Below are 25106 nucleotides of genomic sequence, written 5' to 3'. Positions count from 1 at the left end.
ACAGCCGCTTCGCCGAGCCCCGCTCGCGAACGCCCTTCCCAGCCCGGCACAGGGCCAGTCAAGAAGTGGACCGCATCCGTGACCAGTACCGCAGACACCCGTACCGCCGTCGACCCACCCGAACCTGCCCGCGGACGTTTCGCTCGGCAGCGGCCGGCGTGGTTGATCATCGCCGTGCTGGTGGCGGTCGAGATCATCAGCGCTTTCGAGACGTCGATGGTGTTCGCCGCCCTCCCGACCTTCATCAGAGAGTTCGACAGCGACGCCGCGACCGTCGGCTGGGCCGTCACCGCGTTCCTCCTGGTCGCTGCCGCTTCCGCAGCGGTGTGCGGCCGGCTCGGCGACATGTACGGTCGCGAGCGTGTCCTGGTCATCCTGCTCGCCACCGCCGCCGTCGGCTCACTCGTCAGCGCACTCGGCGACAGCATCGGCAGCGTGATCGTCGGCCGGGCGATCCAGGGGGTCGCCGGGGCAATCCTGCCGCTGTGTATCGGTCTGGCGCGTTCGCATCTTCCTGCCGCGAAGGTCCCGGTCGCCGTCGCGATCATCTCCGGGTCGGCCATCGCCGCGGGCTCGGCGTCTCTGCTGGTCGCCGGCGTGATGCTCGATCACGCGAGCTGGCACATGATCTTCGTCGTCGCGGCCGTGTACGCGGTCTTCGCGCTGCTGTTGGTGGTCTTCGTGTTGCCGTGGCGTCCTGCCCCGGGCACGACCCAGCGGGTCGACTACATCGGCACACTGGCGTTCGCACCCGCGATCGCCGCCGTTCTCCTGGGCATCAACAAGTCCGGCGAATGGGGATTCGCCGACCCTCGCACCCTCGGTTTCGTACTCGGCGGGCTGGCCGTCCTCGCGATGTGGGTGGCATGGGAACTACGCGTCCCCGATCCGATCGTCAACGTCAAGTTGTTCACCGACCGCAAGGTCGCCCTGACGATGTGCGCGACACTGGCGATCGCGATCGGCCCGATGGGTGTGAGCACGATGATCATTCCGATGATCCTGCAATCACCGACCACGGCACCGTTCGGCCTCGGCATCTCGCCGACCAACGCCGGCCTGCTGTCGTTCGTCGGATCGCTGTTCGGCTTCGTGTTCACGCCACTGAGCGGACGCATCACCCGTGCCGTCGGCTCACGGGCGGCAATGCTGCTCGGCACCACACTGTTCACGGTGAGCAGTGCGATGATGCTGCTCCTCCACGATTCGGTGATCGGCATGGCCGCGATGATCGTCACCGTGTCGATCGGCACCGCGTTCGCGTTCACCGCCCTGCCCAATCTCATCGTCGAGGCGGTTCCCGAGGGCAACACGAGCGAGGCGACCGGGACCAACGCCGTCCTGCGCACGGGCGGCCAGGGCATCGGCACGTCGATCGCGACGATGCTGCTCGCCTCCTCGGCGACGGCGGCGACCGGCGGCGCGCCCAGCGTGAGCGGACTGAACACGGTCGGCGCGATGATGATCGTCGCGGGTCTCGTCACCCTCGGCTTCACCCTGCTGATCCGCAGGGGCAGCGTCTACACCGACAGGACGTCGACCTGAGGGTCCGGCACCCCGGGGAGGACGCCCGTCCACCGTGCGTCGTCAGTCCCGCGTCCAGTCCAGCAAGCGCTCCACCGGCCAGGTGTTGATCACCCGGTCCGCCTCGACGCCGCACGCGGTGGCCCGTTCGCACCCGTAGCCCTGCCACGCCAGCTGGCCCGGAGCGTGCGCGTCGGTGTCGATGGAGAAGACGCAGCCGAGGTCGCGGGCCAGTTCGATGAGCCGGCGCGGCGGGTCCCGGCGCTCGGGACGCGCATTGATCTCCACGGCCGTTCCCGCGTCACGGCAGGCGGCGAACACCTTCTCGGCATCGAACTGCGACTCCGGCCTGGTCCCGCGACCGCCCTCCACCAGCCTGCCGGTGGGATGCCCCAGCACGTCGACGAGCGGGTTCTCCACGGCGGCAAGCATTCTCCGCGTCATCGCGCCGCGTTCGGCACGCAGTTTCGAATGCACGCTCGCCACGACGACGTCGAGTTCCGCCAGCAGTCCCTCGTCCTGGTCGAGCGAACCGTCGTCGAGGATGTCGACCTCGATCCCGGTGAGAATGCGCATCGACGGGATCTTGTCCTGCAAGTCGCCGACCACGTCGAGCTGCTGCCGCAATCGCTCGGCGGACAGCCCGTTCGCGACGGTGAGGCGAGGGGAGTGGTCGGTGAGCGCACAGTATTCGTGCCCCAGCGCCGCCGCGACCTGCATCATCTCCGCGATCGGGCTACCACCGTCCGACCAGTCCGAGTGCGTGTGCAGGTCCCCACGCAGCGCCTCACGCAACGCACCGCCACCGATCGGCTCCGCCTCGTCACGCAACCGGGCCAGGTACTCGGGCACCCCGTCGAAGGATTCGCGGATCACCGCCGCCGTCTTCGGTCCGATGCCCGCCAACTCGGTCCAGCTGTCGTCGCGGCGTCGACGCGCGCGCTCGTGCTCGGACAGGTCCGCCACGACGTCGGCGGCACGCCGGTACGCCTGGACACGATGCGAGTCCGCTCGCGAGCGCTCCAGCCAGAACGCCGTCTCCCGCAAGGCCGCCACCGGATCCATGACTCCATGGTGGCGCGGACCGCCCGCCGGATGCAGTGATTCGCGCAACGTGCCACGCGACGACGACGTACCGTCCGGGAACAGACCCCGCACGGAGAGTCGAGTTCACGCCCGGGAGGGAGGAGGCAGCCGGTGAGCGCACGCGAGAGATTCGCCGAGGCCCGCGTCGCGCGCCTGGCGACCGCCGACGCCGACGGCACCCCGCACGTGGTTCCCCTCGTCTTCACGCTCTTCGCCGAGACCCTCTACACCTGCGTGGACGAGAAACCGAAGACCACCCGGCACCTGAAACGGCTACGCAACATCGCGGCCCGCCCACAGGTGAGCGTCCTCGTCGACCACTACGACGACAACTGGGCTCAGCTGTGGTGGGTGCGGGTGGACGGTGACGCCTCGATCCTGACGCCGGCCGAGCCTGTCGATGCGGCCGCCGAGGAAGCACGACGCGCTGTCGACCTCCTCGCGGACAAGTACCCACGCTACCGGCGAGAACGACCCCGTGGTCCCGTCGTCGCGGTGCGGAATCTGCGCTGGCACGCATGGTCCGCCCACGGCGATCTGTGAACCGTCGTCACAGCGCTCCGCGCGCACCCTCCCGCACCGCGTCGGTGACGGCGGCCAACGCGGGGGAGTCGAGCTTCCACCGCTGCCAGTACAGCGGGACGTCGATGAACGCGTCGGGCAGCACCTCCACGAAGGCTCCCGCGGCGAGGTCGGCGGCCGCCTGCACCTGAGGGACCATCCCCCAACCCAGCCCGTGCCGCACCGCGTCGGCGTAGGCGGAGGACCCGGGCACGTAGTGCCGCGGCGGAGTGACCCGCCGCCGCGTGACCCTGCGGAGGAATCGGGTCTGCAGATCGTCCTTGCGGTCGAAATCCACCACCGGCGCCGACGCGAGCGACTCGGCATCGGCACCGTCCGGAAACCACCGCCCGGCGAACTCCGGGCTGCACAGCGCCCGGTACCTCATGGCACCGAGTTTCACCACCGAACATCCCTGTACCGCTTCGGGTTCGGACGTCACGGCCGCCATCGCGGTGCCGTCGCGCAACAGTTCCGCCGAGTGGTACTCGTCCTCACGGCGCAGATCGAACTGCAGTCGATACCGCGGATCGACGCGCCCGAGCGCCGGGATCATCCATGTGGTCAGCGAGTCCGCGTTGACGACGATCGTCACGGTCACCGGCCCGGCGCCGGTAGGGGCGAGCGCGTCGAGTGCATCCTGTTCGAGGCGGGCGACCTGCTTCGCCAGCCGCAGGACGACCTGGCCCGACTCGGTGGCCTGCACCGGCTTCGACCGGCGCACCAGAACCCCGCCCACCTGCTGCTCGAGCGCCTTGATCCGCTGGCTCACCGCGGAGGGCGTGACGTGCAGCGTCCGCGCCGCCGCCTCGAACGTGCCCTCGTCGACCACGGCTGCCAGCGTGCGCAGCTGCGCGAACTCGATGTCCATGTGAAGCGATGCTAATGCCCCATCAGAAAAATGAGCTGGAGACATGGTGATGAGATTCGTAGCGTGACGGTCATGTCCCTCCCCGTCGTCGCCACCGGATTCGGCACCGGCCTCTCGCTGATCGTCGCGATCGGCGCCCAGAACGCCTTCGTCCTGCGCCAGGCCGTCAGCCGCAGGCACGTCACGCCGACGATCGTCGTGTGCGCCGTGTCGGACCTGGTGCTCATCGGCGCCGGTATCGCCGGGGTGGCCACCCTGCTGGACCGGGCACCCGGAGTCCTGCCGGTGATCCGTTGGGCGGGAGTCGCGTTCCTTCTCGCGTATGCGGCCCTGGCCCTGTGGCGCGCGGTCCGGCCGGTGGGAATGACCGCCTCCGAGGCAGCGGCGACGTCGGGCACCGCGGTGATCCTCACCTGCCTGGCACTGACCTGGCTGAACCCGCACGTGTATCTCGACACCGTCGTCCTGCTGGGCTCGATCGCGAACCAGCACGGGGAGACCGGACGCTGGTGGTTCGGCGTGGGGGCCGCCGTCGCCAGCGTCCTCTGGTTCCTCGCCCTCGGCATCGGCGGGCGCAGACTGTCCGGGGTCTTCTCCTCACCGCGGGCCTGGCGGTACCTGGACCTGGGCGTCGCCGCGCTCATGGTGACCCTGGCCGCGACGCTCGTCGTCGGCAGCTAACCTGGCGCCATGCGTCCCACCGCCCTCGTCACCGGAGCCGGCCGCGGCCTCGGCGCGGCCGTCGCCCGCGAGCTGGCCCCCACCCACGACCTGCTGCTCGGCGCCCGCACCGAGCAGTCGCTCACCGACATCGTGGCCGAACTCCCCGGCGCGCGAGCCCTGCCGGTGCCGCTCACCGATCACGCCGCCGTGGCCGAGGCCGTCGCCTCGATCGACCGGCTCGACGTCCTCGTCCACAACGCCGGTGTCGCCGAACTCGGCACCGTCGCGGAATCGAGCGTCGACCAGTGGCGACACACCCTCGAGGTCAACGTGATCGCGGTGGCCGAGCTGACCCGGCTGCTGCTGCCCGCGCTGCGGGCCGCCGGCGGGCACGTCGTCCTGATCAACTCGGGTGCCGGGCTGCGGGCCAACGCCGGCTGGGGTTCCTACGCGGCGAGCAAGTTCGCGCTCCGCGCCTTCGGTGACGCGCTCCGCGCCGAGGAGCCGCAGCTCCGGGTCACCTCGATCCATCCCGGGCGGATCGACACCGACATGCAACGTGCGATCGTCGCGCACGAGGGCGACGAGTACGACCCGGAACGCTTCCTGCGCGCCACGACCGTGGCCCGTGCGGTGCGCACCGCCGTCGAGACCCCGGCGGACGCCCACCCGGTCGAAGTCGTGCTTCGAGTTCGTTGACACAGTTCAGAACGATTTTCTGGGTTCGGGCACAAAATCGCCCCCCGATGCGTTGTCATGCTAAACGAGACGCCGTCACGGCACCGACGAGCAGGGCAACAGGAAACCTGCCCGGGCTGATCTGAGCGAGGAGGAGATCACATGCCTACCGACTACGACGCACCCCGCACCACGGTCGAGGACGAAATCAGCGAGGATTCCCTCGAAGCGTTGAAGGTGCGCCGCACCGAGGCGCAGTCGGCCACCGCCGACGTCGAGGAAGCGGACGTCGCCGAATCCTTCGAGCTGCCCGGCGCCGATCTGTCCGGCGAGGAACTGAGCGTCAAGGTCCTCCCCAAGCAGGCCGACGAGTTCACCTGCACCAGTTGCTTCCTGGTGCAGCATCGCACCAACCTGGCGAGCGAGTCCGAGATGATCTGCAAGGACTGCGCCTGACCTCGTCCTCGTTTCCTCGACAGCATCACCCGACAGACTCTCGACAGCATCACCCGACAGACTGAAGACGCGCCCCTCCCGAGCGGGAGGGGCGCGTCTGGTCGTCGCGGGGGGTGCTCAGCCGGGGTGAACCCGCCCGAGCCAGTCGGCCAGGGCCGGCGCGAACTCCCCCGACAGCGGCAGGGGCGCCATCCCGTCCGGGCCGATCGCCGGGAACGGCCCCAGCTCACCGAGCATGTGGTTCGCGGTGGTCAGGTGCGCGAAGGTCAGGGCCTCGGGCGCGACGGCGGCCCCCAGGCGTTCGACCTGCGCACAGCTGACGTTGAGATCGCGGTCCGAGCAGGTCACCAGGACCGGCAGCGTCGCGGGCAGCGAGGCCGCCAGCGCCGGCGGATCGTACTTGTCCGCCTCGTGCAGGAATCGCGCGCTCTCCTGGCCGAGCGCCACCTCGGCGAGCAACGGATGCAGACCCTCCGGCACGGTCCCGTCGGCACGGATCGACGCGATCGCGACCGGGAGGTCGGCCCGCACCCGATCGGCCTCCTCCGCGCTGAGATCACCGGATTCGGTGGCCCGTCCGACGTAGGCGCCGATCTGCGCATCGAGGAGGTCCAGGTAGCGCATCGGGAGCGGCGCGAGCAACCCCAGGCCCGCGGCACCGTGCCGCTGGCCGAGCACCAGGGCGGTGAGCCCACCCTCGCTGTGTCCGAGGACGGTGGTCTGCGCCGGCGTGGTCCCGGTCAGCTCGTTCAGCGTGGCCAGCGCGGCCTCGGCGTCGGAGACCTGCTGCTCGTAACCGTGTCCGGTCGAGTCCAGGCCGGCGCCCGTGCTGCCGACGCCGATCTTGTCGAAGCGCAGGCTCGGGATGCCCTGATGTGCCAGTTCGTCGGCCAGCTGGGCGAGCGTGTTCGGCTGGAAGCCGCCCTCGGGCGCGTTGCCGTTGCGGTCCGTGGGGCCGCTGCCCGGGATCAGAAGCGCGGCCGTCTCCGCCCGCGCCCCGCCGGGCGGGGTGCGGAAGCTGGCGTGGAAGGTGACGCCGTCGGACTCGAAGGTGACGTCGCTGTCCTCACCGACCGACGTCCCGATCGAAATGCCGGGCGCGAGTTCGATCGGGGCGGCGGTTGCCGCACCGCCGGGCCAGACCACGCTGCCGGCCGCGAGCGCCCCACCGAGAAGTGCCGCCGCCACAGCCCGATTCCATTTGTTCCTCATACGAATGATCCCAACCTCCAGCTGTGTCGTGTGTCGTACTTCGTCGATGTACGGGGTGCGGCTATTCGAGCGTGAACGCCGCGAACGGCTCACCGGACGGCGTCTCGGAGCCACCGGACGGTTCGAGCGTGAAGGCCAGGCTGGTGGACTGGTCCAGATCCTGCAGGAACGCGGTGGTGGACGGCGCGACCGCGTCGGTGTCCATCACTCCCGCGGACACCGGATCGTGCGTCGATCCCAGCAACCACATCTGGTACGCCGACCCGGTCGGCGGTGGCGGGACGTCGTTCATCACCAGCACGGCGGCATCGGCCGTGCGCGAGTACACGAGTGTCGCGGTGCCCCCACCGTCGATGGGCGCGACTGCCGTACGCACGTCGTCGGCCGCGAACACGTCACTGACGCCCGGGGTCGGGGTCGGTGGCTGATCGCCACCGTGCGTTCCTATCGTCACCACACCGACGCCGATCGCGACCACCACGGCCGCGGCGGCGGCCACACCGAGCAACCGGTTCCGCTGCTTGCGCCTGGCATCGAGCGCGACGACGTTCTCGTCGGCAGGAGCGGTGAGCTCGGCGATGATCCGGTCGTAGAGTTCGGGCGGCGGCGCGAGGGCGGTGGCATCGGACTGCGCGGCCATGACCTCCCTGGCCTCCCGCACCGCGTCGTCGAAACGCTCACGCACCGGCGCCGAGGCACGCTCGACGGCGGTCTCGATCGCGTGACGCTCCGTGTCGTCGACGGCATCGAGCGCATAGGGGGCCGCGAAGTCCACCAGGTCGTCGAGGGGTTCGTTCGGCTGCAGGTCTCTCGGTTCAGTCATCGCGTCCCACCCCCAGGCAGCGGCCGAGCCGGATCAGACCGTCCCGGATCCGGCTCTTGATCGTCGGGAGCGACACCGACAGTTGCTGCGCCACCTCGCGGTAGGTCAACCCGCGGTAGTACGCGAGCACCACCGAGGTGCGCTGGATATCGGTGAGCGACTCCAGGCAGTCGGTGACCAGATCGTCCTCGGTGCGGCGCACTACCTCCTCGGCGACCGTGTCGAAATCCGTGCTGCGGGTGGTCGAGCCGTACACCGATTCCCGGTCCGCCGCCGACTGCTCCGAACGCACCCGGTCGATCGCGCGGCGATGGGCGAGCGTGATGAGCCAGGACAGCGCCGAGCCACGATTGGGGTCGAAGCTGCCGGCCGAGCGCCAGACCTGCAGGTACACCTCCTGCGTGGTCTCCTCACTGTAGCCGGGGTCGCGCAGTACCCGGACCACCATGCCGTACACGCGGGAACTGGTGCGGGAGTAGAAGTCGCCGAACGCCTGACGCTCGCCCGCCGCGATGCGGGCGAGCAGCGTCGTCAGGGCGGCGTTCTCCCCGTCGAGGACGGTCACCGGCAGCCTCCGCTCATGGAGGCACAGCCTAGTGGGTCCACGGGTCGGTTGCGCGAAGGCGTACATCACGACCCCCCGGAACGTGGCGGCCGCGGCAGGAAGAAACTGGTGCGCTGCTGGTACTCGCGATATCCGGGACGTTTCTCCATCGACTTCTCCAGGAGGCGCGCGCCGGTCGCGTGGACGAGGAAGTAGGTCATGACGATCGGCGCCACCACGGTGAGCACACCCGGCCAGACGGCGGCGGCGACCAACCAGATCCCCCACCAGACGGCCGCGTCGCCGAAGTAGTTCGGATGCCGCGTCCATCCCCACAGGCCGCGGTCCATCACCGGGCCCCGGTCCGGATCCGCCTTGTACCGGGCGAGTTGCCGGTCGCCGATCGCCTCGAAACAGAACCCGACGAGCCACACGGCCACGCCCAGCCCGAGCACGATCCACCCCACGCCCCGGGTCGGGCCCGCCGCCGCCGAGACCTGGAGCGGCAGCGACACGAACCACTGGGCGAGCCCCTGGGTGAGGAAGATCTTGCGGATCGCCACGGCCGCCGACGCCGACGCGGTGCCACCGCCGGATCGCTCGGTGGCACCGCCGGAGCGCTCCAGCATCTCCTCGTAGCGCGGGTCCTCGCCCTTGCCGCGGCTCTGCGCCGCGATGTGCACGCCCAGCCGGATCCCCCAGATTCCGGTGAGAGCGAACAGCAGGAGCGCTCGCGCACCGTCGCCGCTGCCCACGAGCGGGGCCACCCCGGCGACCAGCACGAAACCGGGACCCCACACCACGTCGACGACGTTGTAGCGGCCGAGTCTGCGCGCCACGAAAAACGTTCCGGCCTGCAGGAACGCGAGAGCCAGCAGGCTCGTCAGAGCCACCGCCCCGAACGACGCGAGATCGAATCCGGTCATGACGCCACCTCCGGCCGACGGAGCAGTATCTGGTCCACGCCCATCCGGCCCTGCGCGAAACTGGCCCGGCCGCCGACGAGGTACAGCCGCCACACCCGCGCCGTCTCGACGCCGACGAGATCGACGATCCGGTCGTAGTTGCGTTCGAAGTTGGCGAGCCAGCCGTCGACGGTCCGGACGTAGTGCTCGCGCATCGGCTCCACGTCGACCGGTTCGAGCCCGCCGTCGGTGAGGAGATCGACGGTCTCCTCGGTCGGCCGCATGGTCATGTCCGGGGCGATGAACGCTTCGATGAACGGCCCGCCCCCACGGTGCCGTCCGGTCCGGCACATCTGCTGGATCAGTACCCGCGCGCCCGGGCGAGCCGCGTCGAAGAGCGTCCGCGCATAGCGCGGATAGTTCTTCTCGCCGACGTGCTCACCCATCTCGAGCGACGCCACCGCGTCGAATCCACCGTCCGCGAGCAGGTCACCGCCGGAGATCTCCCGATAGTCCTGCACCCGGATCTCGACGATGGAATCCAGCCCGAGGGCCGCGATCCGGGCGTCGGCGTACTGCTTCTGTTCGCGGGAGAGGGTGACGCCGACGACGCGGGCGCCGTACTCGGTCGCCGCATGCAGGCTCAGCGCTCCCCAGCCGCAACCGATGTCGAGGAAACGCATGCCCGGCTCCAGCCCCACCTTGCGGCACACGAGGTCGAGTTTGTCGCGCTGGGCATCCTCGAGCTCTCCATCCACAGCCTGTGGAGAAACCTCGGGATGAATCGTGAAATACGCGCTGGAGTACGCCATTCGAGAATCGAGGATCAGTCCGTAGAACTCGTGAGTCAGGTCGTAGTGATGGCTGATCACCTTCCGATCCCGACGTCGGCTGTGCCGCCGCCCGCGAATGTGCGCCTGACTGGACGGATTCGGCAGACGCGGCCCGAGTGCTCCGACCCGCGCCGCTACCGCCACCGCCCGCGCGAGGGTGACCGGCCCCGGACGCACTCCGCCGAGCCCGCGGCGGCGGGCCACGTCCCAGACGTGGTCGAGCGCCGCGACGAGATCCCCGTTCACGTCCAGGTCTTCGGTGACATACGCCTGCGCCGCACCGAGTTCACCCGGATTCCACAACATCCGGCGTAGTGCCCGTGGACTCGTCAGGACAACTCGCGGAGCGTCCACCGGCCCGGCAGTGCTGCCGTCCCACGCGGTGAGGTGCACCGGCAGGTCCCCGCCGACCACGGGACGCAGAGCGCGTTCCAGTTCGTGTGCCACGTTCATGCCGGGTCTCCCGTTCGTGTGGGCTCAGTCCGGGCGAGGACGAACTGCGCGACGTCGATGTATCCGGAGCGGAATCCCGCCTCCGAGTAGGACAGATAGAAGTGCCACATCCGGCGGAACGTGTCGTCGAAGCCGAGCCGCGTCACGTCGGTGGCACGGGCGGCGAACCGTTCCTTCCACAACCGCAGGGTCTGCGCGTAGTGCGGACCCATCGACACGTTGTCGATCACCCTCAGCCCGGTGTGCGTGCGGGCGACGGACTCGATCGCCTCCACGGAGGGCAGCAGACCGCCGGGGAAGATGTACTTCTGGATCCAGGTGTAGGTACGCCGGGTGGCCAGCATGCGCTCGTGCGGCATCGTGATCGCCTGCAGAGCGACCCGGCCGTCCGGTGCGAGTACGCGGTCGAGAGTGCGGAAGTAGTCCGGCCAGTAGTCGTGGCCGACGGCCTCGATCATCTCCACCGACACCACGGCGTCGTACTCGCCGTCGAGGGCGCGGTAGTCGAGCAGATCGATCTGCACCCGGTCGGCCAGCCCGGCCTCGGCAACGCGGTGGCGGGCCAGATCTCGCTGCCGAGTGGACAGTGTGATCGACCGGACGGTGGCACCGCGACGGGCCGCCAGCAGGCACAGCTCGCCCCACCCGGTGCCGATCTCGAGCAGCCGGGTTCCCGGGCCGACCCCCGCGGCATCGAGCAGCCGGTCGATCTTGCGTCGCTGCGCGGGAGCCAGATCGGCCTGGCCCGGGCCGGTGCCCGCCCGGCTCGGCGCGGGATCGGGCACCACGGAATCGGACGCTACGGAATCGGACGCTACGGAATCGAACACCGCGCTCGAGTACGTCATGGTCTCGTCCAGGAACGTCTCGAACAGCTCGTTGGACAGGTCGTAGTGGCGTGCGACGTTGGCGCGGGTGTTTCCGCTGGTCCCGAGCTCACTGTCCGGCTGCCGCGCGACATACAGTGCCCGGAGCCGTTGCAGCGCCGGCGGGACGAGGGTGCTCATCCGGGTCGCGAACACCTCGAGCACCGCCGCGAGATCCGGGGACGTCCAGTCGCCGGCCATGTACGACTCGCCGAAGCCGATGAGCCCCGAGGTTCCCACCCGTCGCGCGAAGGCGTCGGGGTCACGGAGGATCATCCGCGGCAGGATCTCCGCGCCCTCGTGGGCACCGACCAGTCGGCCGTCGGGGTATTCGATGCGGACCGGCAATTGCCGGGCCACCCGGTGGAACATCCACCGTGCCACCCGAGCCGCCACTGCCGCGCGCGGGCCCGTGGGCACGGTGGCGACATCCGGCCACAGGGCCGCGTCCACCCGGTCGGACGCGTCGGAACGATCGGTGTCGTCCGGGTGGACGGTGTCGTCGGGGTGGACGGTCATCGGAAGGTCTCCTTCTCGCGGTGCGGGGAATCGGGGAGGGCGGGCCGGGGCGTCGGCTTCAGCCCCCGGACCCAGAGCGCGATGCCCTGTATCCGGATTCGTGCCGCCACCGCCAGCGGAGCCAGCGGGGCACGCACCTGCCGGCGCACGATCGCGGAGGGCACCGCAGGCACCCGGGTTCCCCGCATCGTCGCGGTGAACGGCGGCGCTCCCGGCCGGTGCAGGACGACCGTCACGGCCAACCGCTCCCCGGGTTCGGGCAGGACCAGCGAGTAGTGGCCGTCCACCTCGTTGAACGGGGACACGTAGAACTCCTTGCCGACCTCGGCCCGCCCGTCGCCGTCGACCCGCACGACGTAGCTGTGCCGGCCGCCGTACGTGTTGTGCACCTCGGCGATCACGGCGACGAGCGTGCCGTCGAGGTCGTGGCACCAGAACAGGGTCAGCGGATCGAACACGTACCCGAGCACCCGGGCGTTCATCAGGGCCGTCACGCGGCCGCCGCGGAGATCGATGCCGTGGCCGGCGAGGACGTCGTCGACGCGGGCGCGCAGTGTGTCCCCGCCCGCTGCCGGGGCGAGGTGGTCCCCGGCCCGGAAACTCACGAAAGGATGGAGCCATCGGGGCAGTCGCGGCGGGCGGTCCACGTCGAGGAACCAGCTGTAGCTGCGGTACTCGAAGGCGTGGTGGACCGGCGCCCGCCGGACGTGCCGGATGGTGGTGTCGTACAGGGCGGTGGTCTCGTCCGGTGTCGTCGAGGTGCGTGTCGTCGAGGTGCGTGTGGTCGAGGTGCGTGTGGTCATCGCGCGTTCTCCCGTTCTCGTCGTGTGTCCGCGGTCTGCGGGAGGTCCCACCGGCCACCGAGGCGTTCGGCGGCCCGCAGGCCGGAGGCGGCGCCGTCCTCGTGGAAACCCCAGCCGTGGTAGGCGCCGGCGAAGGCCACGACGTCGGAATCGAGTTCGGGCAGCCGGGACCGTGCGGTCACGGACTCCGGCGTGTATTGCGGGTGCCGGTACGTCATCTCCGCGAGCACGGTCGCCGGATCGACGCGGTGGCTGCCACCGAGCGTGACGAGGAACCGCCTGCCGCCCGTGCGGGCCGGGTCGAGACGCATCAACCTCGTCATGTCGTAGGTGACGAGCACTCCGCCGGAGGCATCGGTGTGCTTCGGCACCAGGTAGTTCCAGGACGCACGGGCACGGACGGCGCGCGGCAGCATCGTGGTGTCGGTGTGCAGCTGTGCGTGGTTGACCGAGTAGCCGATCGCACCGAGTACCGCACGCTCGGTCGCGGTGGGGGCGGCGAGCAGGTCGAGTGCCTGATCGGGATGCACCGCCACGACGGCTCCGTCGAAATAGCGGACCTCCCCGCCGGTGTCGACGATGCACACCCCGTCGCCGCTGCGCTGCAACTCGGCCACACCGGTGCCGGTGAGGACCTCGCCGATCCGGTCCGCCACCGCCTCGACGTACCGGGCCGAGCCTCCGGTGACGGTGCGCCACGTCGGCGACCCGAACACCGTGAGCATCCCGTGGTGGTCGAGGAAGGTGAACAGGTAGCGGGCGGGATACCGCAGGGCGAGACCCGGATCGCACGACCACACGGCGGCGACCAGGGGAGTCATGAAGTACCTGGTGAAGTACTCCCCGAATCCGTGCCGCTCCAGGAACTCGCCGAGCGGTTCGTCGGCACCGGCCGCCCCGGGTGGCTCGGCGAGGAGAGCGGTGGCGGCGCGGTGGAAGCGCCGGATCTCGGTGAGCATCTTCCAGAACCGTGGCCGCAGCAGGTTCGCCGTGGACGGGAACAGCCCGCGCACGCCCCGGGCGCCGGCGTATTCGAGGCCCCCGGTGTGCGCGCCGTTCTCCGGGTCGGAGCGGACGGACATCGACATGTCCGTCTCCTGTGTGCGGACACCGAGTTCGTCGAACAACCGCAGGAGGGTCGGGTAGGTGCGGTCGTTGTGCACGATGAAGCCGGAGTCGACGGCCACGTCGCAGTTGTCACCGTCGACGGCTACGTCGCAGTTGTCACCGTCGACGGCTACGTCGCAGTTGTCACCGACGGTGAGATGGTGGGTGTGGGCGTGCCCGCCGAGCCGGTCGTCCGCCTCGTACAGAGTGACGTCGTCGGTGCGGGAGAGGACGTACGCGGCGGTGAGTCCGGCGACACCGCTTCCGATCACGGCGAAGCGCCGGCGGCTTCCTGGAATTTCCTGGTCCATGCCAGGTATTCGGAGCCGCCGGCGCCTCGGATCACAGCCGGTTCCGTGTCACACGGTTCCGGCCGGCCGTCACTGCTGCGGGGGCATCAGCACCGCGTCGACGAGGTAGACCGTCGCGTTGGCGGTTTCCACGCCACCGCACACGACGCCGGCCTCGTTGACCATCAGCGACTGTGGGGTCCCGGACACGGTCACCATGCCACCCTGCACCGTGGCGTGGTCCCCGACGATCTCGTCCGGAGCCACCTGTCCCGGCACCACGTGGTAGGTGAGGATGTCGGTCAGCATCGCCGCATCGGTGCTCAGCACGTCGAGCGTGGCCGGATCGATCTGCGCGAAGGCCGAATCCACCGGTGCGAACACCGTGAACTCACCACTGTTGAGCGTGTCGACCAGGTTGACCTCGGGGTTGAGCTGGCCCGACACCGCGGCGGTGAGCTGGGTGAGCATCGGGTTGTTCGAGGCCGCGACGGCGACCGGTTCCTGCGCCATTCCGTCGATCGAACCCGGTCCGTCCGGCACCATCTGCGCGTACTCGGCGCAGCCCGGCCCCACGGGACCTGCGGCCGTCGCGTCGGCCGTGCCGGTAGCGGTCGCCGGATCGGTGGTCATCGCGTCGGTGGTGGCCTCCGCCCCGGTGGTCTCGGACGCCGTGTCGTCGTCGGACGTACAGGCCGCGCCCAGCAGCAGAACCGCGGCTCCGGCTGCGGCTGCGAATACTCGAGTCGGTGTTCTCATGACAATCCCTCGTTCCGTGCGATCGGTGACATTCACGTGGTCTTCGGAGCCGACGGCCCGGCGGATAGGTGGCGGATCGGCCACTACATCGATCCGAGGCCGGATCGTGACCCGTCCGAGCCGCGGTCGGCACCGAATGACCTGCGTAGATGCATGCAGATTCGGTTGCACGCAGATCGAGGGAAAGGGTTCGCCATGAAATTCACCCGGACACGCACCGCGGTCCTCGGCGTGTGCGCGGCAGCCGGTGCCGCCGTCGCCGCCGCCACTCCGGCACAGGCAGAGCCACTGCCGCCGGTGCCGCACCTCGACGTCGAGCGCTATCTCGGCACCTGGCACCAGCTGGCCGCGGTTCCGCAGCCGTTCAATCTCGAGTGCGCACGAGACACCCTCGCCACCTACACCGCCGTCGACGAGACGAACGTCGGTGTGGCGAACCGCTGCACGACGTGGACCGGTACCGAGAACGCGATCGAGGGGAACGCGCGGGTGGTCGATCCCGTCACGAATGCGGCCCTGCACGTGAGTTTTCCGAGCGTTCCTTTCCAGGACGGCCCCGACGGCCCGCCCAACTACGTGGTCACTCACGTCGCGGAGGACTATTCGTGGGCGCTCGTGGGTGATCCGGCGAGGTTCTCCGGCTTCGTCCTCTCCCGAGAGCCCGCGGTGGACGACGCCGGCTGGTCCGAAATCCGCCGTGTCGCCGAATCCCGTGGCTACAACACGTGTCTCATCCTCACCTCGCCGACCACCGGGGGACGAGACGACGTCCGGCCGCTCTGCACTCTCTGATCCGAGAGGCCGGCTCGGCTACGCTTCGTCCATGTCCTCGCCCGAGTCCGAGTCCTCGCCGGAATCCGAGTTGACACGGGCCATCGGCAAGGTGGCCCGACGTGAACTCGCGCTACACGGATACGTGAGCTACGCCGACCTGACCCGGGTCGACGAGAAGACGCTCCTGTCGATTCACGGCGTGGGGCCGAAGGCGATCCGCATCCTCGTAGAGGAGTTGGCCTCGCGGGGCCTGGCGTTCGATCTCTAGAACGTCTTCCGCCCCGAATCCGGTGCGGGCTCCTCGGAGATACGCTCGGCCGCGCGGGTGATGTTCGACGTCATGCCACGGAAGATGACCCCGTGGAACGGCAGGATGCCGTACCAGTACAGCCGGCCGGCGAGACCTCGCGGAAAGAACACCGCACGCTGATCCAGCCGCGACCGCCCCGGGCCGAGCGCCGACACCCGCCATTCCAGCCAGGCCCCTCCCGGCGCGCGCATCTCGGCCCGCAGCCGCAGCAGCGCGTGGCGCTCGATCTTCTCCACCCGCCAGAAATCCAGCGGATCACCGGTGTTCAACCGGCGCGGATTGCGGCGGCCGCGCGTGAGCCCGACGCCGCCGACGAGGCGATCGAGCCACCCACGCACGGACCAGGCCAGCGGAAACGAATACCAGCCGTTCTCGCCGCCGATACTTTCCACGACGTCCCACAGGACGTCCAGGTCGGCGTCGGCGTCCTGGGAGCGCTCGTCCGTGAACACGACCTCGCCGGCCCAGTCCGGGTCGGACGGCAGCGGATCGGAGGGCGCCCCTTCCGGCGACGCACCCGCCCACGTGGTCTCCACGGTGCCGTCGTGGATACGGGCCAGCGCGAGTTCGACGGCGACGCGGTACGGCGTGAGCCCCTCCGCAGGCGGCGCGATCACGTCGTCGATGTCGTGTTCCCGGACGACGGCGTCGTTCTGCAGCGATTCGAGCAGTGCGCGCCCGATCGACGGCGGGATGGGGGTGACCAGGCCGATCCAGAGGCCGGCGAGCTTCGGCGTCAGCACCGGGAGCACCACGATCCGTCGCCGGTACAGGCCGGCCGCCTCGGCATATACCTGCATCATCTCGCCGTACCGGAGCACGTCCGGGCCACCGATGTCGAACGTGCGGCTGCGCGCGAGCGGCGCGGCGGCCGCGGCCTCGAGGTAGTGCAGGACGTCCCGTACCCCGATCGGCTGGATCCGGTTGTTCACCCACCGGGGTGTGGTCATCACCGGGAGCCGGTTGGTGAGATGTCGGATCATCTCGAACGACGCCGAGCCGGAACCGATCACCACCCCGGCCTGGAGCACGACGGTCGGGATTCCCGAGTCCATCAGGATCTCGCCGACCCGTGTCCGGGAACTCAGGTGCGGGGAGAGGTCGACCCCTGCCGGGTGCAGTCCGCCGAGATACACGATCCGCCGCACCCCCGCTGCGACCGCAGCATCGGCGACGTTGCGGGCATTGCGCTCCTCGACCTCCTCGAACCTGCCCCCGGCCGTCATGGAGTGGACGAGGTAGTAGACGACGTCGATGCCGGTGAACGCCTCGCGCAGCGTGGCCGGATCGCCCAGGTCGCCGCAGGCGATCTCGACGTCCGCAGCCCAGGGCACTTCCCGGAGTTTGTCCGGGGACCGGGCCAGGACCCGCACCTGCCGCCCGGCGTCCACGAGCCGCGGTGCCAGGCGCCCACCGATGTAACCGGTGGCGCCGGTGACGAGAACGTGGAGCGGACTGTTCGTTTCCTCACCCATCCCAGGACGCTACCCGCCCGAAGCGCGCCGCCGCCGCGCTACGGTCGAGTGATGGGAATCGACTTCGCCCGGACCGTCCCGGCGCCGCGGGACGAGGTGTTCGCGTGGCACGGCAGGCCGGGTGCACTCTCCCGCCTGTCGCCGCCGTGGCTCCCGATGCGGCCGGTCCGGGAGGCGTCGTCGCTGGCCGACGGCCGCGCCGTGCTCGCCCTCCCCGGCGGGCTGCGCTGGGTCGCACAGCACGATCCCGAGTCGTTCGATCCGAACTACCGTTTCGCCGACTACTCGGCGGCACTGCCGTTGCGGCTGCTGGCGCCGTGGCGACACACCCACAGCTTCACCGACGCCGGGCCCGGGAACACCGAGATCCGCGACCACGTCGAGACGCCCGTTCCCGGCCGCTTCCTGGCCTCGACGTTCCGTTACCGGCACCGCCAGCTGGTCGACGATCTCGCCGCACACCGCTGGGCCGCAGCTCATCTCGACGGCCCGCTCACCGTGGCCGTGACCGGCAGCTCGGGACTGGTCGGAACCGCCCTGAGCGCCTTCCTCACCACCGGCGGGCACCGGGTGATCCGGCTGGTCCGGGGGCAGGCGCGGTCCGACGACGAACGCCGCTGGGACCCGGAAGACCCCGGAACCGACCTGTTGCAGGGCGTCGACGCCGTCGTGCACCTCGCCGGAGCGTCCATCGCCGGGCGTTTCACGGGCGAGCACAAGGCGAGGGTGCGCGGCAGCCGCGTCGGGCCCACCGAACTGCTCGCGCGGGCCGCCGGGGCCGCCGCCGACGGACCGTCCACGTTCGTGTGCGCGTCGGCGATCGGCTTCTACGGTGCGGACCGCGGAGACGAACTGCTGGACGAGGGTGCGGTGCGGGGCGGCGGATTCCTGGCCGACACGGTCGAGGACTGGGAGGCCGACACCGAACCCGCACGGGTGGCGGGACTGCGGGTGGTCAACATCCGCACCGGGATCGTCCAGTCCACCCGCGGCGGCGTGCTGCGTTTGCAGCGTCCCCTGTTCGAGATCGGTGCCGGGGGCCGCCTCGGGAGCGGACGACAGTGGCTGTCGTGGATCGACCTGGACGACCTGGTGGACGTGTATCACCGCGCGCTCGTGGACACGGCGTTGTCCGGCCCCGTCAATGCGGTGGCACCGGAGCCGGTCCGCAACAGCGAGTACACGCGCGTCCTGGCCCGGGTGCTGCGCCGGCCGGCCGTGCTCCCGGTGCCGGAACTCGGCCCCCGGATCCTGCTCGGCAAGGAAGGTGCCCGGGAACTGGCCCTGGCCAGCCAGCGCGTCACCCCGGCGCGCCTCGCCGAGCGCGACCACAGATTCCGGTTCCCCGATCTCGAACAATCGCTGCGACACCAGTGTGGGCGCCTCACCGACCGGACAACGGATCCCGCATCTTCGTAGAGTGGGCGCCATGAACGACGACGACCGGGACAGCCGAGCCGAGATCGCCCCGGCCGTCGTGCAGGCCACGGCCTACTGTGGCGCGCCCGCCGGACTGTCCGCCATGACCGTCGTGCAGGAGGTTTTCGACGAGCTCGATGCCGGTGCGGAAGCGCCCTGATAACCTAACGGTGTTAGGCAATCAGGACAGGGGCAGACCATGGCACGCCGGACGACCGCGCTGACCCGGGCAGTGATCCGAGACGCCGCGCTGGAACTGATCGACGAAGGCGGCCTCGACGGCCTGTCGATGCGCAAGCTCGCCGCCCGGCTCGGTGTCCAGGCACCCTCGCTGTACAGCCACTACACGAACAAGAACGATCTGCTCGAGGACGTCGCCTCGGCCATCATGGAGCACGTCGACATCAGCGGCTTCGGCGCCGGATGGCGCGAGGGGCTGATCGTGTGGGCCCGCTCGTACCGCTCCGCGCTGGGTGCTCACCCCAACATCGTCCCTTTTCTCGCCTACGGCCCGAGCACCCGTGAGGCATCGCTGCGGCGGGCGGACGCCGTCCACGGGTCGCTCGTCGGTGCCGGATGGCCACCCCGCACGGCGACGATGATCGGCGCCTCCACGAAATATCTCGTCGTCGGCGCCGCGATGTCGTCCTTCGCCTCCGGCTTCGTCGACGACGTGCGGGTCTATCACGATCGATACCCGAACCTGGTTCAGGCGCACAGGATCCGCGAGCACGCGGACGAGATCGACCGGGACAGTTTCGAGCTCGCGCTCGCCGCGTTCGTCACCGGACTCGATGCGATGTACGCGGCGGCGAACGCGGCTCCGGAACAGGCCGATCCGTCAGAGCACTGAAGGTATTCCCGGTTGGAGGCGCTCGGCGAGAACCCGCAGATGATCGTCCGCACCGCCGAGAGTGTGTTCGATCGCGGTGAGCCGGCCGACGTAGTGGCCGACGGGGTACTCGGACGTCATCCCGATACCGCCGTGCATCTGGATCGCTTCCTGCCCGATCTTGCGTGCGGACCGCCCGATCTGGAGCTTGGCGCGCGAGGCGACGACCGGATCCACGACGCCGTCGGCGAGCGACAGCGTCGCGTACAGGCTCATGCTGCGCGCCAGTTCCAGTAGCACGTACATGTCCGCGGCGCGGTGGGTGAGCGTCTGGAAGGTGGCGAGGGGCACCCCGAACTGCTTGCGGGCCTTCAGGTATTCGGTGGTCAGCCGGAGGGCTTCCTCCATCGCCCCGATCGCTTCGGCGCACAACGCCGCCTGGGTGCGGACGAGCGCGGATTCGATTACCGTCGCCGCGTCGCCGGCGCCTGATCGTTCGGTCGCCGCGTCGCCGGCGCCGAGTTGTTCGGCCGCAGCGGACACGAAGGAGATCTGAGCGGCCCTGGAGCCGTCGTGGGTGGCGTATGTCGAGCGCGAGACCCCCTCGGCGTCCGCGTCCACGAGGAACAGTCCGACCCCGCCGTCGGGGAGCGACGCCGACACCACGAGCACGTGGGCGTCGCCACCGTGCCCGACCGGGTTCTTGACCCCGGAGAGAACCCACCCGTCACCGGAGCGTTCCACGGCGGTGGAGACTGCGGTCGACGGCCAGCGCACTCCGGGCTCGGCGTGCGCGAAGGCGAGCAGCACGCTGCCCTCCGCCACGGACGGCAGCAGACGAGCGCGCTGGGCCGCCGAACCCGCCTCCGCGACGACGCCGCCGGGGATCAGCGCGGCATCCAGGACGGGCTCGGGGGCGAGTCGGCGGCCGATCTCGGTCATGACCGCGGCCACCTCGACCGGGCCGGCTCCCATCCCGCCGTCGTCCTCGGCGAAGGTCAGACCCAGCAGCCCCATTTCGGCGATCTGCTTCCAGACCTGCGGGCTCCAGCCCTGCTCGGTGTCCACCACTACGTTGCGCTTCTCGGCGTCGTAGTTGCGAGCGAGGAGCTCACGCGCGGTGTCGCGCAACATCTTCTGTTCGTCGGTCAGTTCGAAATCCATGTCACGCCTCACAATCCGAGAATCGAGGACGCAATGATGCTGCGCTGCACTTCACTCGACCCGCTGTAGATGGACACCTTGCGGTAGTTCAGATACGTCGGCGCCGTACGCTGCGCCCACACCGGAGCCGCGACCGCATCCCCCGCGTCGACCGGCAGCGAGTCCGGGCCCGCCACATCCACCAGCAACTCCAACGTCGCCTGCTGCAACTCCGAACCCCGCAACTTCAACAACGACGACGCCGGACTCGGCTTACCCCCCGCCGAATCAGCCACCACCCGCAACTGCGTCAACTCCAACGCCACCAACTCGTTCTCGAGCTCCGCCACCCGCGCCGCGAACAACGGATCCTCCGCCAACGACCCCGAACCCACCACCACCCGCGACGCATGCTCCTTCGCCTGAGCCAGACGCACCTTCGAAAACCCCAACCGCGTCACCCCCGCCCGCTCGTTACCGAGCAGGAACTTCGCATACCCCCACCCCGCGTTCTCCTCACCCACCACATTCTCCGCAGGCACCCGCACATCCTCGAAGAACACCTCGTTGACCTCGTACCCACCATCGATCAACCGAATCGGCCGCACCGTCACCCCCGGCGACGCCAGATCCACCAACAGAAACGAAATCCCCGCCTGACGCTTCGGCGCATCCGGATTCGTCCGCGCCAACACGAAAATCCAGTCCGCATACTGCGCCAACGTCGTCCACGTCTTCTGACCGTTCAGCACATACTCGTCACCATCACGCACCGCACGCGTCTTCAACGACGCCAGATCCGACCCCGCCTCCGGCTCCGAAAACCCCTGACACCACCAGATATCCAAATTCGCCGTCGCCGGCAGAAACCGCTCCTTCAACTCCTGCGACCCGAACGCGGCAATCACCGGACCCACCATGTTCGCGTTGAACGCCAACGGCTCCGGCACCGACGCCAACTGCATCTCGTCCAACCAGATGTGCTTCTGCACCGCAGACCACTCCCGGCCACCCCACTCCACCGGCCAATGCGGCACCGCCAGACCCGCCGCATTCAGAATCCGCTGGGACTCCACGAGAGCGTCGCGACCCAGGGGCTCGCCGCTCCGGTACCGCCTGCGGGTCTCCTCCGGGATCTGCGTCGTGAAGAACGTCCGCATCTCCTCCCGGAACGCCGCCTCCTCCTCGGTCAGGGCCAGGTTCATCGGGACTCCTCCGTGCACGATCGGGGACTTCCTAACACTGTTAGGTTGATGCCGCGACGATAACCTACCGCCGTAAGGCAAGCAAGGGTCGCCGGTCAGAAAGGCCAGGCCGGAAGTTCCGGCAGCCCGTCGCGCGTCGGCCGGCCGAGGAGCCACGCGAGCAGTTCACGATCCGGGAGTTCCGGCGGTCCGACGTCCGGCGCCGCCTCTCGCAGTGCCGGAAGTTCCGTCGCGAGAGTGTGCGCGACGAATGCGTCGGGCCAGTCGCTCGGCGTGTAGCCGACGCCGAGGTCGACGTGGTGAATCTCCAGCTCGCGCCAGCGCAGCACCGGGAGGTGGGAGGCAGGAACCGGCCGCCGCCACGGGACGGTGGTGCCGTAACGGTCGGGGGTCACTGCGCGCAGGGCAACGATGACGCGGCGACCGGCGAACGCCACATCGCCCGCCAGCAACGCCACGGGACGGTCCGCACCCTCCTCGATCCCCGCCGCCCTGGCCTCGGGCCCGCCGGGGTACATCTCGGTCATCGGTGCGCCCGAGACGACAGCCTTCGCGAACCGATGGTGCGCGTCCGCGTTACGCGCCAGGTGGGTGACGACGTGGCCGCGAGTCCACCCGGGGAGCAGCGACGGCTGCCGTGCCCGCTCCTCGGTGAGCGCTGCGACGCTTCGTTCGACGGCTCCCTGGGACCGGGCCACCTGGTCGACGAGTTCGAGATAGGAGAGCTCGGTCATGACTGTCGATGCTAGTGGGACGGCGGGATACACCCCGCGCATGCGGGGTTCACCACGCGAGTGTCGGGTTCACCACGGTCACGACGCGTCACGAGCTTTGTGAACCCGAGGTCAGCTTTGTGAGGCTCCCGCAGCCGCGCCGTGTCCAGGAGATAGCTGCGCACTCACCTGAAGGGAAACGTCATGTCCGGAGTCAGTCTCGAATTCCTCTATCAGCTGTTCTCGTTCGGAAGCCTGGTCACGATCGGCGACCTCGTCTTCAACTACGCCCCGACGTACAACTACTGATCGCCGGGGTCCGGCCCGTCGGCACCGACGGGCCGGACCCGCCGCCGGTTCATTCGCCGGCGTAGGCCTTCTCGAGCGCGGCGATGTCGAGCTTGCGCATCTGCATCATCGCCTGCACGGCTCGCTGGACTCCCGCCGGATCCGGTCCCGCGAACAACTCGGTCAGCCGAGTCGGCACCACCTGCCAGGAGACTCCGAAACGGTCCTTGATCCAGCCGCACCGGCTTTCCTCGCCTCCCTCCGCGAAGGCATTCCAGAACTTGTCCACCTGCTCCTGGTTCTCGCAGGGAATCTCGAAGGAGACGGCCTCGTCGAACGTGAAGTCCGGCCCGCCGTTGAGGGCGGTGAACGGCTGCCCGTTCAGCTCGAATGCCACCGTCATCACGCTGCCCTCGGGCTGGGGCATTCCGGCGGCGTAGTAGGTGGTGTCGACGATCCGTGAGTTCTCGAACAGCGAGGTGTAGAACTTCGCGGCCTCCTCGCCCTGGGTGTCGAACCAGAGACACGGGGTGATCGGCTTCATGACGGTTCCTCTCGGTCGGGTCTCTCGACGCCCCCACGGAGCCGGGCGCCGTCGGCTACCCATACAGACCGTGACCACCGCGGGAACTCATCGGACGCCCCCACGGGCGCTGGCATTGTGGTCCACGTCACTCATAAGCTACCGTTCGGTAGTTCAGATCTGGAACACCGTGGTTTCGGAAAACACCACGGTGCCGCGGGCCGAGCGGGCAGGAGTGGAAACGGGGAGCGTCAGGCATGTCGAGTGAACCGCCAGGCATGTCGAGTGAGCTCGGGGGCCTCCGCATCGCGGGTGAACCTGCCTCGTCGATGCTGGCGGACCCCGACTTCACCGGGACGATCATCGCGCACTTCGCCACCTGCGCGGGGCCGGGTCGGGCGCTCGCGTGCGACGACACCTCCGGCGAGGTCACCCGGCTCACGGCCGGTTGCCTGGAACTGGCACGCAACGCCCTCGACCGGCGGCGGACACCCACCGAAGCCGACCTGGCGCCGGTCGCCGAAGCGGCCGCACGATGGGCGGAAGCCGGTGTCGCCCTCGAGGCCGTCCTCCAACTCCTGCACGAAAGCGTCCGGATGGCGTGGCGCCGGATCGCCGGGGAGGCCGGGGCGCCGGACACCGAACACGTCCGTGCGGCCGCGGAGCTGTTCGGGTCCGTTCTCGGCAAGATCACCGTCGCGGCTGCCGGAGCGTACGAGGGCGTCCTCGCCCTGGTGGTCGAAACCCCGCCTGCGTCGGCCCCGGAGCGCCGGCCACAGCCGAGCCCGCCGTCGACCGAGACGCCGGCCTTCGGGGGAGACACGAGTCTGTCCTTCGTCGTGCTCGCGGTCCACGTGTCCACGGAACCGGACGGGCAGCGCCGGTCGACGGCTCACGATCGCCGACTCCGGGCCCAGATCCGCGCCGAACTGACCCGGGCCTGCGGACCCACCACACTCAGCGTCCTCACCCCGGACGGCGGCACCGTGCTCCTCCCGGGAACACCGGCCCGCGACCGGGTCGACGAGCTGGTCGATCGACTGTCCCGAGCGGCCGACCTCCCCGTGTACGCGGCAGCCGTACCGGCCGCCGCGCTCGACCTCGCCGAGGCATCGCACCAGGCGCACGAACTGCTCGATCTCGCACTCCGGCTGCGCCTGCCACCCGGCGTCCACCGGATCGACGAACTGGTCTTCGAGTATCAGGTGACCCGGCCCGGCTGGGGCCGTGAGGGCCTGGCGGACCTGCTCGCTCCGCTCGCCCGGGCTCCCGAATTACTGCTCACCCTCGAAACCCACATCGACACCGACCTCAGCCGCAAGCAGACTGCGCTCCGCCTCGACGTCCACCCCAACACGGTCGACTACCGCCTGCGGAGGATCGCCGACCTCACCGGCCTCGACCCGTCCCGACAGGACGGCCTCCGGGTGCTCGAGACGGCACTGCTCTCCACCAGGCTGTAGCCGCGGCG

General features: G+C 69.7%; 27 protein-coding genes. 11 read left to right on the top strand and 16 right to left on the bottom strand.

Going from position 1 to position 25106, the window contains the following annotated elements:
• Nucleotides 1–162: 162 nt before the first annotated feature.
• Nucleotides 163–1545: an MFS transporter gene (locus G4H71_RS10490; RefSeq protein ID WP_072738894.1), complete on the top strand. Its 1383-nt coding sequence runs from the start codon at nt 163–165 to the stop codon at nt 1543–1545.
• 42 nt (nt 1546–1587) lie between these two features.
• On the opposite strand, the gene G4H71_RS10485 is transcribed toward G4H71_RS10490, so the two are convergent.
• The gene (locus tag G4H71_RS10485) at nt 1588–2589 is read right to left on the bottom strand and encodes a PHP domain-containing protein (RefSeq protein ID WP_072738895.1); all 1002 of its coding nucleotides are present in this window, start codon (nt 2587–2589) and stop codon (nt 1588–1590) included.
• A gap of 132 nt (nt 2590–2721) precedes the next feature.
• On the opposite strand from G4H71_RS10485, the gene G4H71_RS10480 reads away from it, so the two are divergent.
• Complete coding sequence (locus G4H71_RS10480; protein ID WP_072738834.1) at nt 2722–3153, top strand: TIGR03668 family PPOX class F420-dependent oxidoreductase; 432 nt, start codon at nt 2722–2724, stop codon at nt 3151–3153.
• 7 nt (nt 3154–3160) lie between these two features.
• Here G4H71_RS10480 and G4H71_RS10475 read toward each other — a convergent pair whose 3' ends face one another.
• On the bottom strand, nt 3161–4042 hold the full coding sequence (locus G4H71_RS10475) for a LysR family transcriptional regulator ArgP (RefSeq protein ID WP_072738835.1): 882 nt from the start codon (nt 4040–4042) through the stop codon (nt 3161–3163).
• Nucleotides 4043–4114: 72 nt separating this feature from the next.
• Here G4H71_RS10475 and G4H71_RS10470 point away from each other — a divergent pair, with 72 nt between their 5' ends.
• From G4H71_RS10470 to G4H71_RS10460, 3 genes are all read left to right on the top strand, one after another.
• Nucleotides 4115–4723: a LysE/ArgO family amino acid transporter gene (locus G4H71_RS10470; RefSeq protein ID WP_072738836.1), complete on the top strand. Its 609-nt coding sequence runs from the start codon at nt 4115–4117 to the stop codon at nt 4721–4723.
• 9 nt (nt 4724–4732) lie between these two features.
• Entirely contained in the window at nt 4733–5404 is a 672-nt protein-coding gene (locus tag G4H71_RS10465) for an SDR family oxidoreductase (RefSeq protein ID WP_072738837.1), read from the top strand.
• 141 nt (nt 5405–5545) lie between these two features.
• Nucleotides 5546–5839, top strand: a complete 294-nt coding sequence (locus G4H71_RS10460; protein WP_072738838.1) for a DUF4193 domain-containing protein — start codon at nt 5546–5548, stop codon at nt 5837–5839.
• A 117-nt stretch (nt 5840–5956) separates the two neighbouring features.
• Here the strand turns inward: G4H71_RS10460 and G4H71_RS10455 are convergent, their stop codons facing one another.
• From G4H71_RS10455 to G4H71_RS10415, 9 genes are all read right to left on the bottom strand, one after another.
• Nucleotides 5957–7027, bottom strand: coding sequence for a serine aminopeptidase domain-containing protein (locus tag G4H71_RS10455; protein WP_246442286.1), 1071 nt, complete (start codon nt 7025–7027; stop codon nt 5957–5959).
• Nucleotides 7028–7112: 85 nt separating this feature from the next.
• Entirely contained in the window at nt 7113–7874 is a 762-nt protein-coding gene (locus G4H71_RS10450) for an anti-sigma factor (protein ID WP_072738839.1), read from the bottom strand.
• Nucleotides 7867–8439, bottom strand: a complete 573-nt coding sequence (locus G4H71_RS10445; RefSeq protein WP_072738840.1) for a sigma-70 family RNA polymerase sigma factor — start codon at nt 8437–8439, stop codon at nt 7867–7869. Before G4H71_RS10445 ends, G4H71_RS10450 begins: the two co-directional genes overlap by 8 nt.
• A 65-nt stretch (nt 8440–8504) precedes the next feature.
• Nucleotides 8505–9344, bottom strand: a complete 840-nt coding sequence (locus tag G4H71_RS10440) for a DUF1295 domain-containing protein (protein WP_072738841.1) — start codon at nt 9342–9344, stop codon at nt 8505–8507.
• Nucleotides 9341–10609: an SAM-dependent methyltransferase gene (locus G4H71_RS10435; RefSeq protein WP_072738842.1), complete on the bottom strand. Its 1269-nt coding sequence runs from the start codon at nt 10607–10609 to the stop codon at nt 9341–9343. Before G4H71_RS10435 ends, G4H71_RS10440 begins: the two co-directional genes overlap by 4 nt.
• On the bottom strand, nt 10606–11994 hold the full coding sequence (locus tag G4H71_RS10430) for an SAM-dependent methyltransferase (protein ID WP_083343278.1): 1389 nt from the start codon (nt 11992–11994) through the stop codon (nt 10606–10608). Before G4H71_RS10430 ends, G4H71_RS10435 begins: the two co-directional genes overlap by 4 nt.
• Entirely contained in the window at nt 11991–12797 is an 807-nt protein-coding gene (locus tag G4H71_RS10425; protein WP_083343277.1) for a DUF1365 domain-containing protein, read from the bottom strand. The genes G4H71_RS10430 and G4H71_RS10425 overlap by 4 nt, the downstream gene beginning before the upstream one ends.
• Nucleotides 12794–14215: an NAD(P)/FAD-dependent oxidoreductase gene (locus G4H71_RS10420; protein WP_072738843.1), complete on the bottom strand. Its 1422-nt coding sequence runs from the start codon at nt 14213–14215 to the stop codon at nt 12794–12796. Before G4H71_RS10420 ends, G4H71_RS10425 begins: the two co-directional genes overlap by 4 nt.
• 69 nt (nt 14216–14284) lie before the next feature.
• A complete protein-coding gene (locus G4H71_RS10415; protein ID WP_072738899.1) occupies nt 14285–14953 on the bottom strand; it encodes a fasciclin domain-containing protein in 669 nt (222 codons plus the stop codon).
• A 195-nt stretch (nt 14954–15148) separates the two neighbouring features.
• Here G4H71_RS10415 and G4H71_RS10410 point away from each other — a divergent pair, with 195 nt between their 5' ends.
• The gene (locus tag G4H71_RS10410) at nt 15149–15745 is read left to right on the top strand and encodes a lipocalin family protein (RefSeq protein ID WP_072738844.1); all 597 of its coding nucleotides are present in this window, start codon (nt 15149–15151) and stop codon (nt 15743–15745) included.
• A gap of 31 nt (nt 15746–15776) precedes the next feature.
• Nucleotides 15777–15995, top strand: a complete 219-nt coding sequence (locus G4H71_RS10405; protein ID WP_072738845.1) for a helix-hairpin-helix domain-containing protein — start codon at nt 15777–15779, stop codon at nt 15993–15995.
• Here G4H71_RS10405 and G4H71_RS10400 read toward each other — a convergent pair.
• The gene (locus G4H71_RS10400; protein WP_072738846.1) at nt 15992–17512 is read right to left on the bottom strand and encodes an SDR family oxidoreductase; all 1521 of its coding nucleotides are present in this window, start codon (nt 17510–17512) and stop codon (nt 15992–15994) included. The genes G4H71_RS10405 and G4H71_RS10400 overlap by 4 nt on opposite strands.
• A gap of 51 nt (nt 17513–17563) precedes the next feature.
• Here G4H71_RS10400 and G4H71_RS10395 point away from each other — a divergent pair, with 51 nt between their 5' ends.
• Genes G4H71_RS10395 through G4H71_RS10385 form a run of 3 tightly spaced genes read left to right on the top strand, consistent with a single transcriptional unit; the run spans nt 17564 to nt 19784 of the window.
• Nucleotides 17564–18931, top strand: a complete 1368-nt coding sequence (locus G4H71_RS10395) for a TIGR01777 family oxidoreductase (RefSeq protein ID WP_072738847.1) — start codon at nt 17564–17566, stop codon at nt 18929–18931.
• A gap of 10 nt (nt 18932–18941) precedes the next feature.
• Entirely contained in the window at nt 18942–19091 is a 150-nt protein-coding gene (locus G4H71_RS10390) for a carboxymuconolactone decarboxylase family protein (RefSeq protein ID WP_169847167.1), read from the top strand.
• Nucleotides 19092–19130: 39 nt separating this feature from the next.
• Complete coding sequence (locus G4H71_RS10385; RefSeq protein WP_072738848.1) at nt 19131–19784, top strand: TetR family transcriptional regulator; 654 nt, start codon at nt 19131–19133, stop codon at nt 19782–19784.
• On the opposite strand, the gene G4H71_RS10380 is transcribed toward G4H71_RS10385, so the two are convergent.
• The 4 genes from G4H71_RS10380 to G4H71_RS10365 form a co-directional block, all read right to left on the bottom strand.
• Entirely contained in the window at nt 19773–20927 is a 1155-nt protein-coding gene (locus G4H71_RS10380) for an acyl-CoA dehydrogenase family protein (RefSeq protein WP_072738849.1), read from the bottom strand. The two genes, G4H71_RS10385 and G4H71_RS10380, sit on opposite strands and share 12 nt — an antisense overlap.
• Before the next feature lie 8 nt (nt 20928–20935).
• A complete protein-coding gene (locus G4H71_RS10375; protein WP_072738850.1) occupies nt 20936–22111 on the bottom strand; it encodes an acyl-CoA dehydrogenase family protein in 1176 nt (391 codons plus the stop codon).
• Between the two features lie 95 nt (nt 22112–22206).
• Nucleotides 22207–22845 carry a maleylpyruvate isomerase N-terminal domain-containing protein gene (locus G4H71_RS10370; protein ID WP_246442291.1) on the bottom strand — a complete coding sequence of 213 codons (639 nt, stop codon included), beginning with the start codon at nt 22843–22845 and terminating at the stop codon, nt 22207–22209.
• A gap of 337 nt (nt 22846–23182) precedes the next feature.
• Nucleotides 23183–23656 (bottom strand): VOC family protein, encoded by a 474-nt coding sequence (locus G4H71_RS10365; protein ID WP_072738852.1) that lies wholly within the window; start codon nt 23654–23656, stop codon nt 23183–23185.
• A gap of 236 nt (nt 23657–23892) precedes the next feature.
• On the opposite strand from G4H71_RS10365, the gene G4H71_RS10360 reads away from it, so the two are divergent.
• On the top strand, nt 23893–25098 hold the full coding sequence (locus tag G4H71_RS10360) for a PucR family transcriptional regulator (protein ID WP_139183361.1): 1206 nt from the start codon (nt 23893–23895) through the stop codon (nt 25096–25098).
• The last annotated feature ends 8 nt before the right edge of the window (nt 25099–25106 follow it).

This window comes from Rhodococcus triatomae (genome assembly GCF_014217785.1).
In the GTDB taxonomy this organism is placed as follows: Bacteria; Actinomycetota; Actinomycetes; order Mycobacteriales; family Mycobacteriaceae; genus Rhodococcus_F; species Rhodococcus_F triatomae.
The sequence above is the reverse complement of the archived record's forward strand: the minus strand, read 5'-3'. Positions and strand labels throughout refer to the sequence as shown.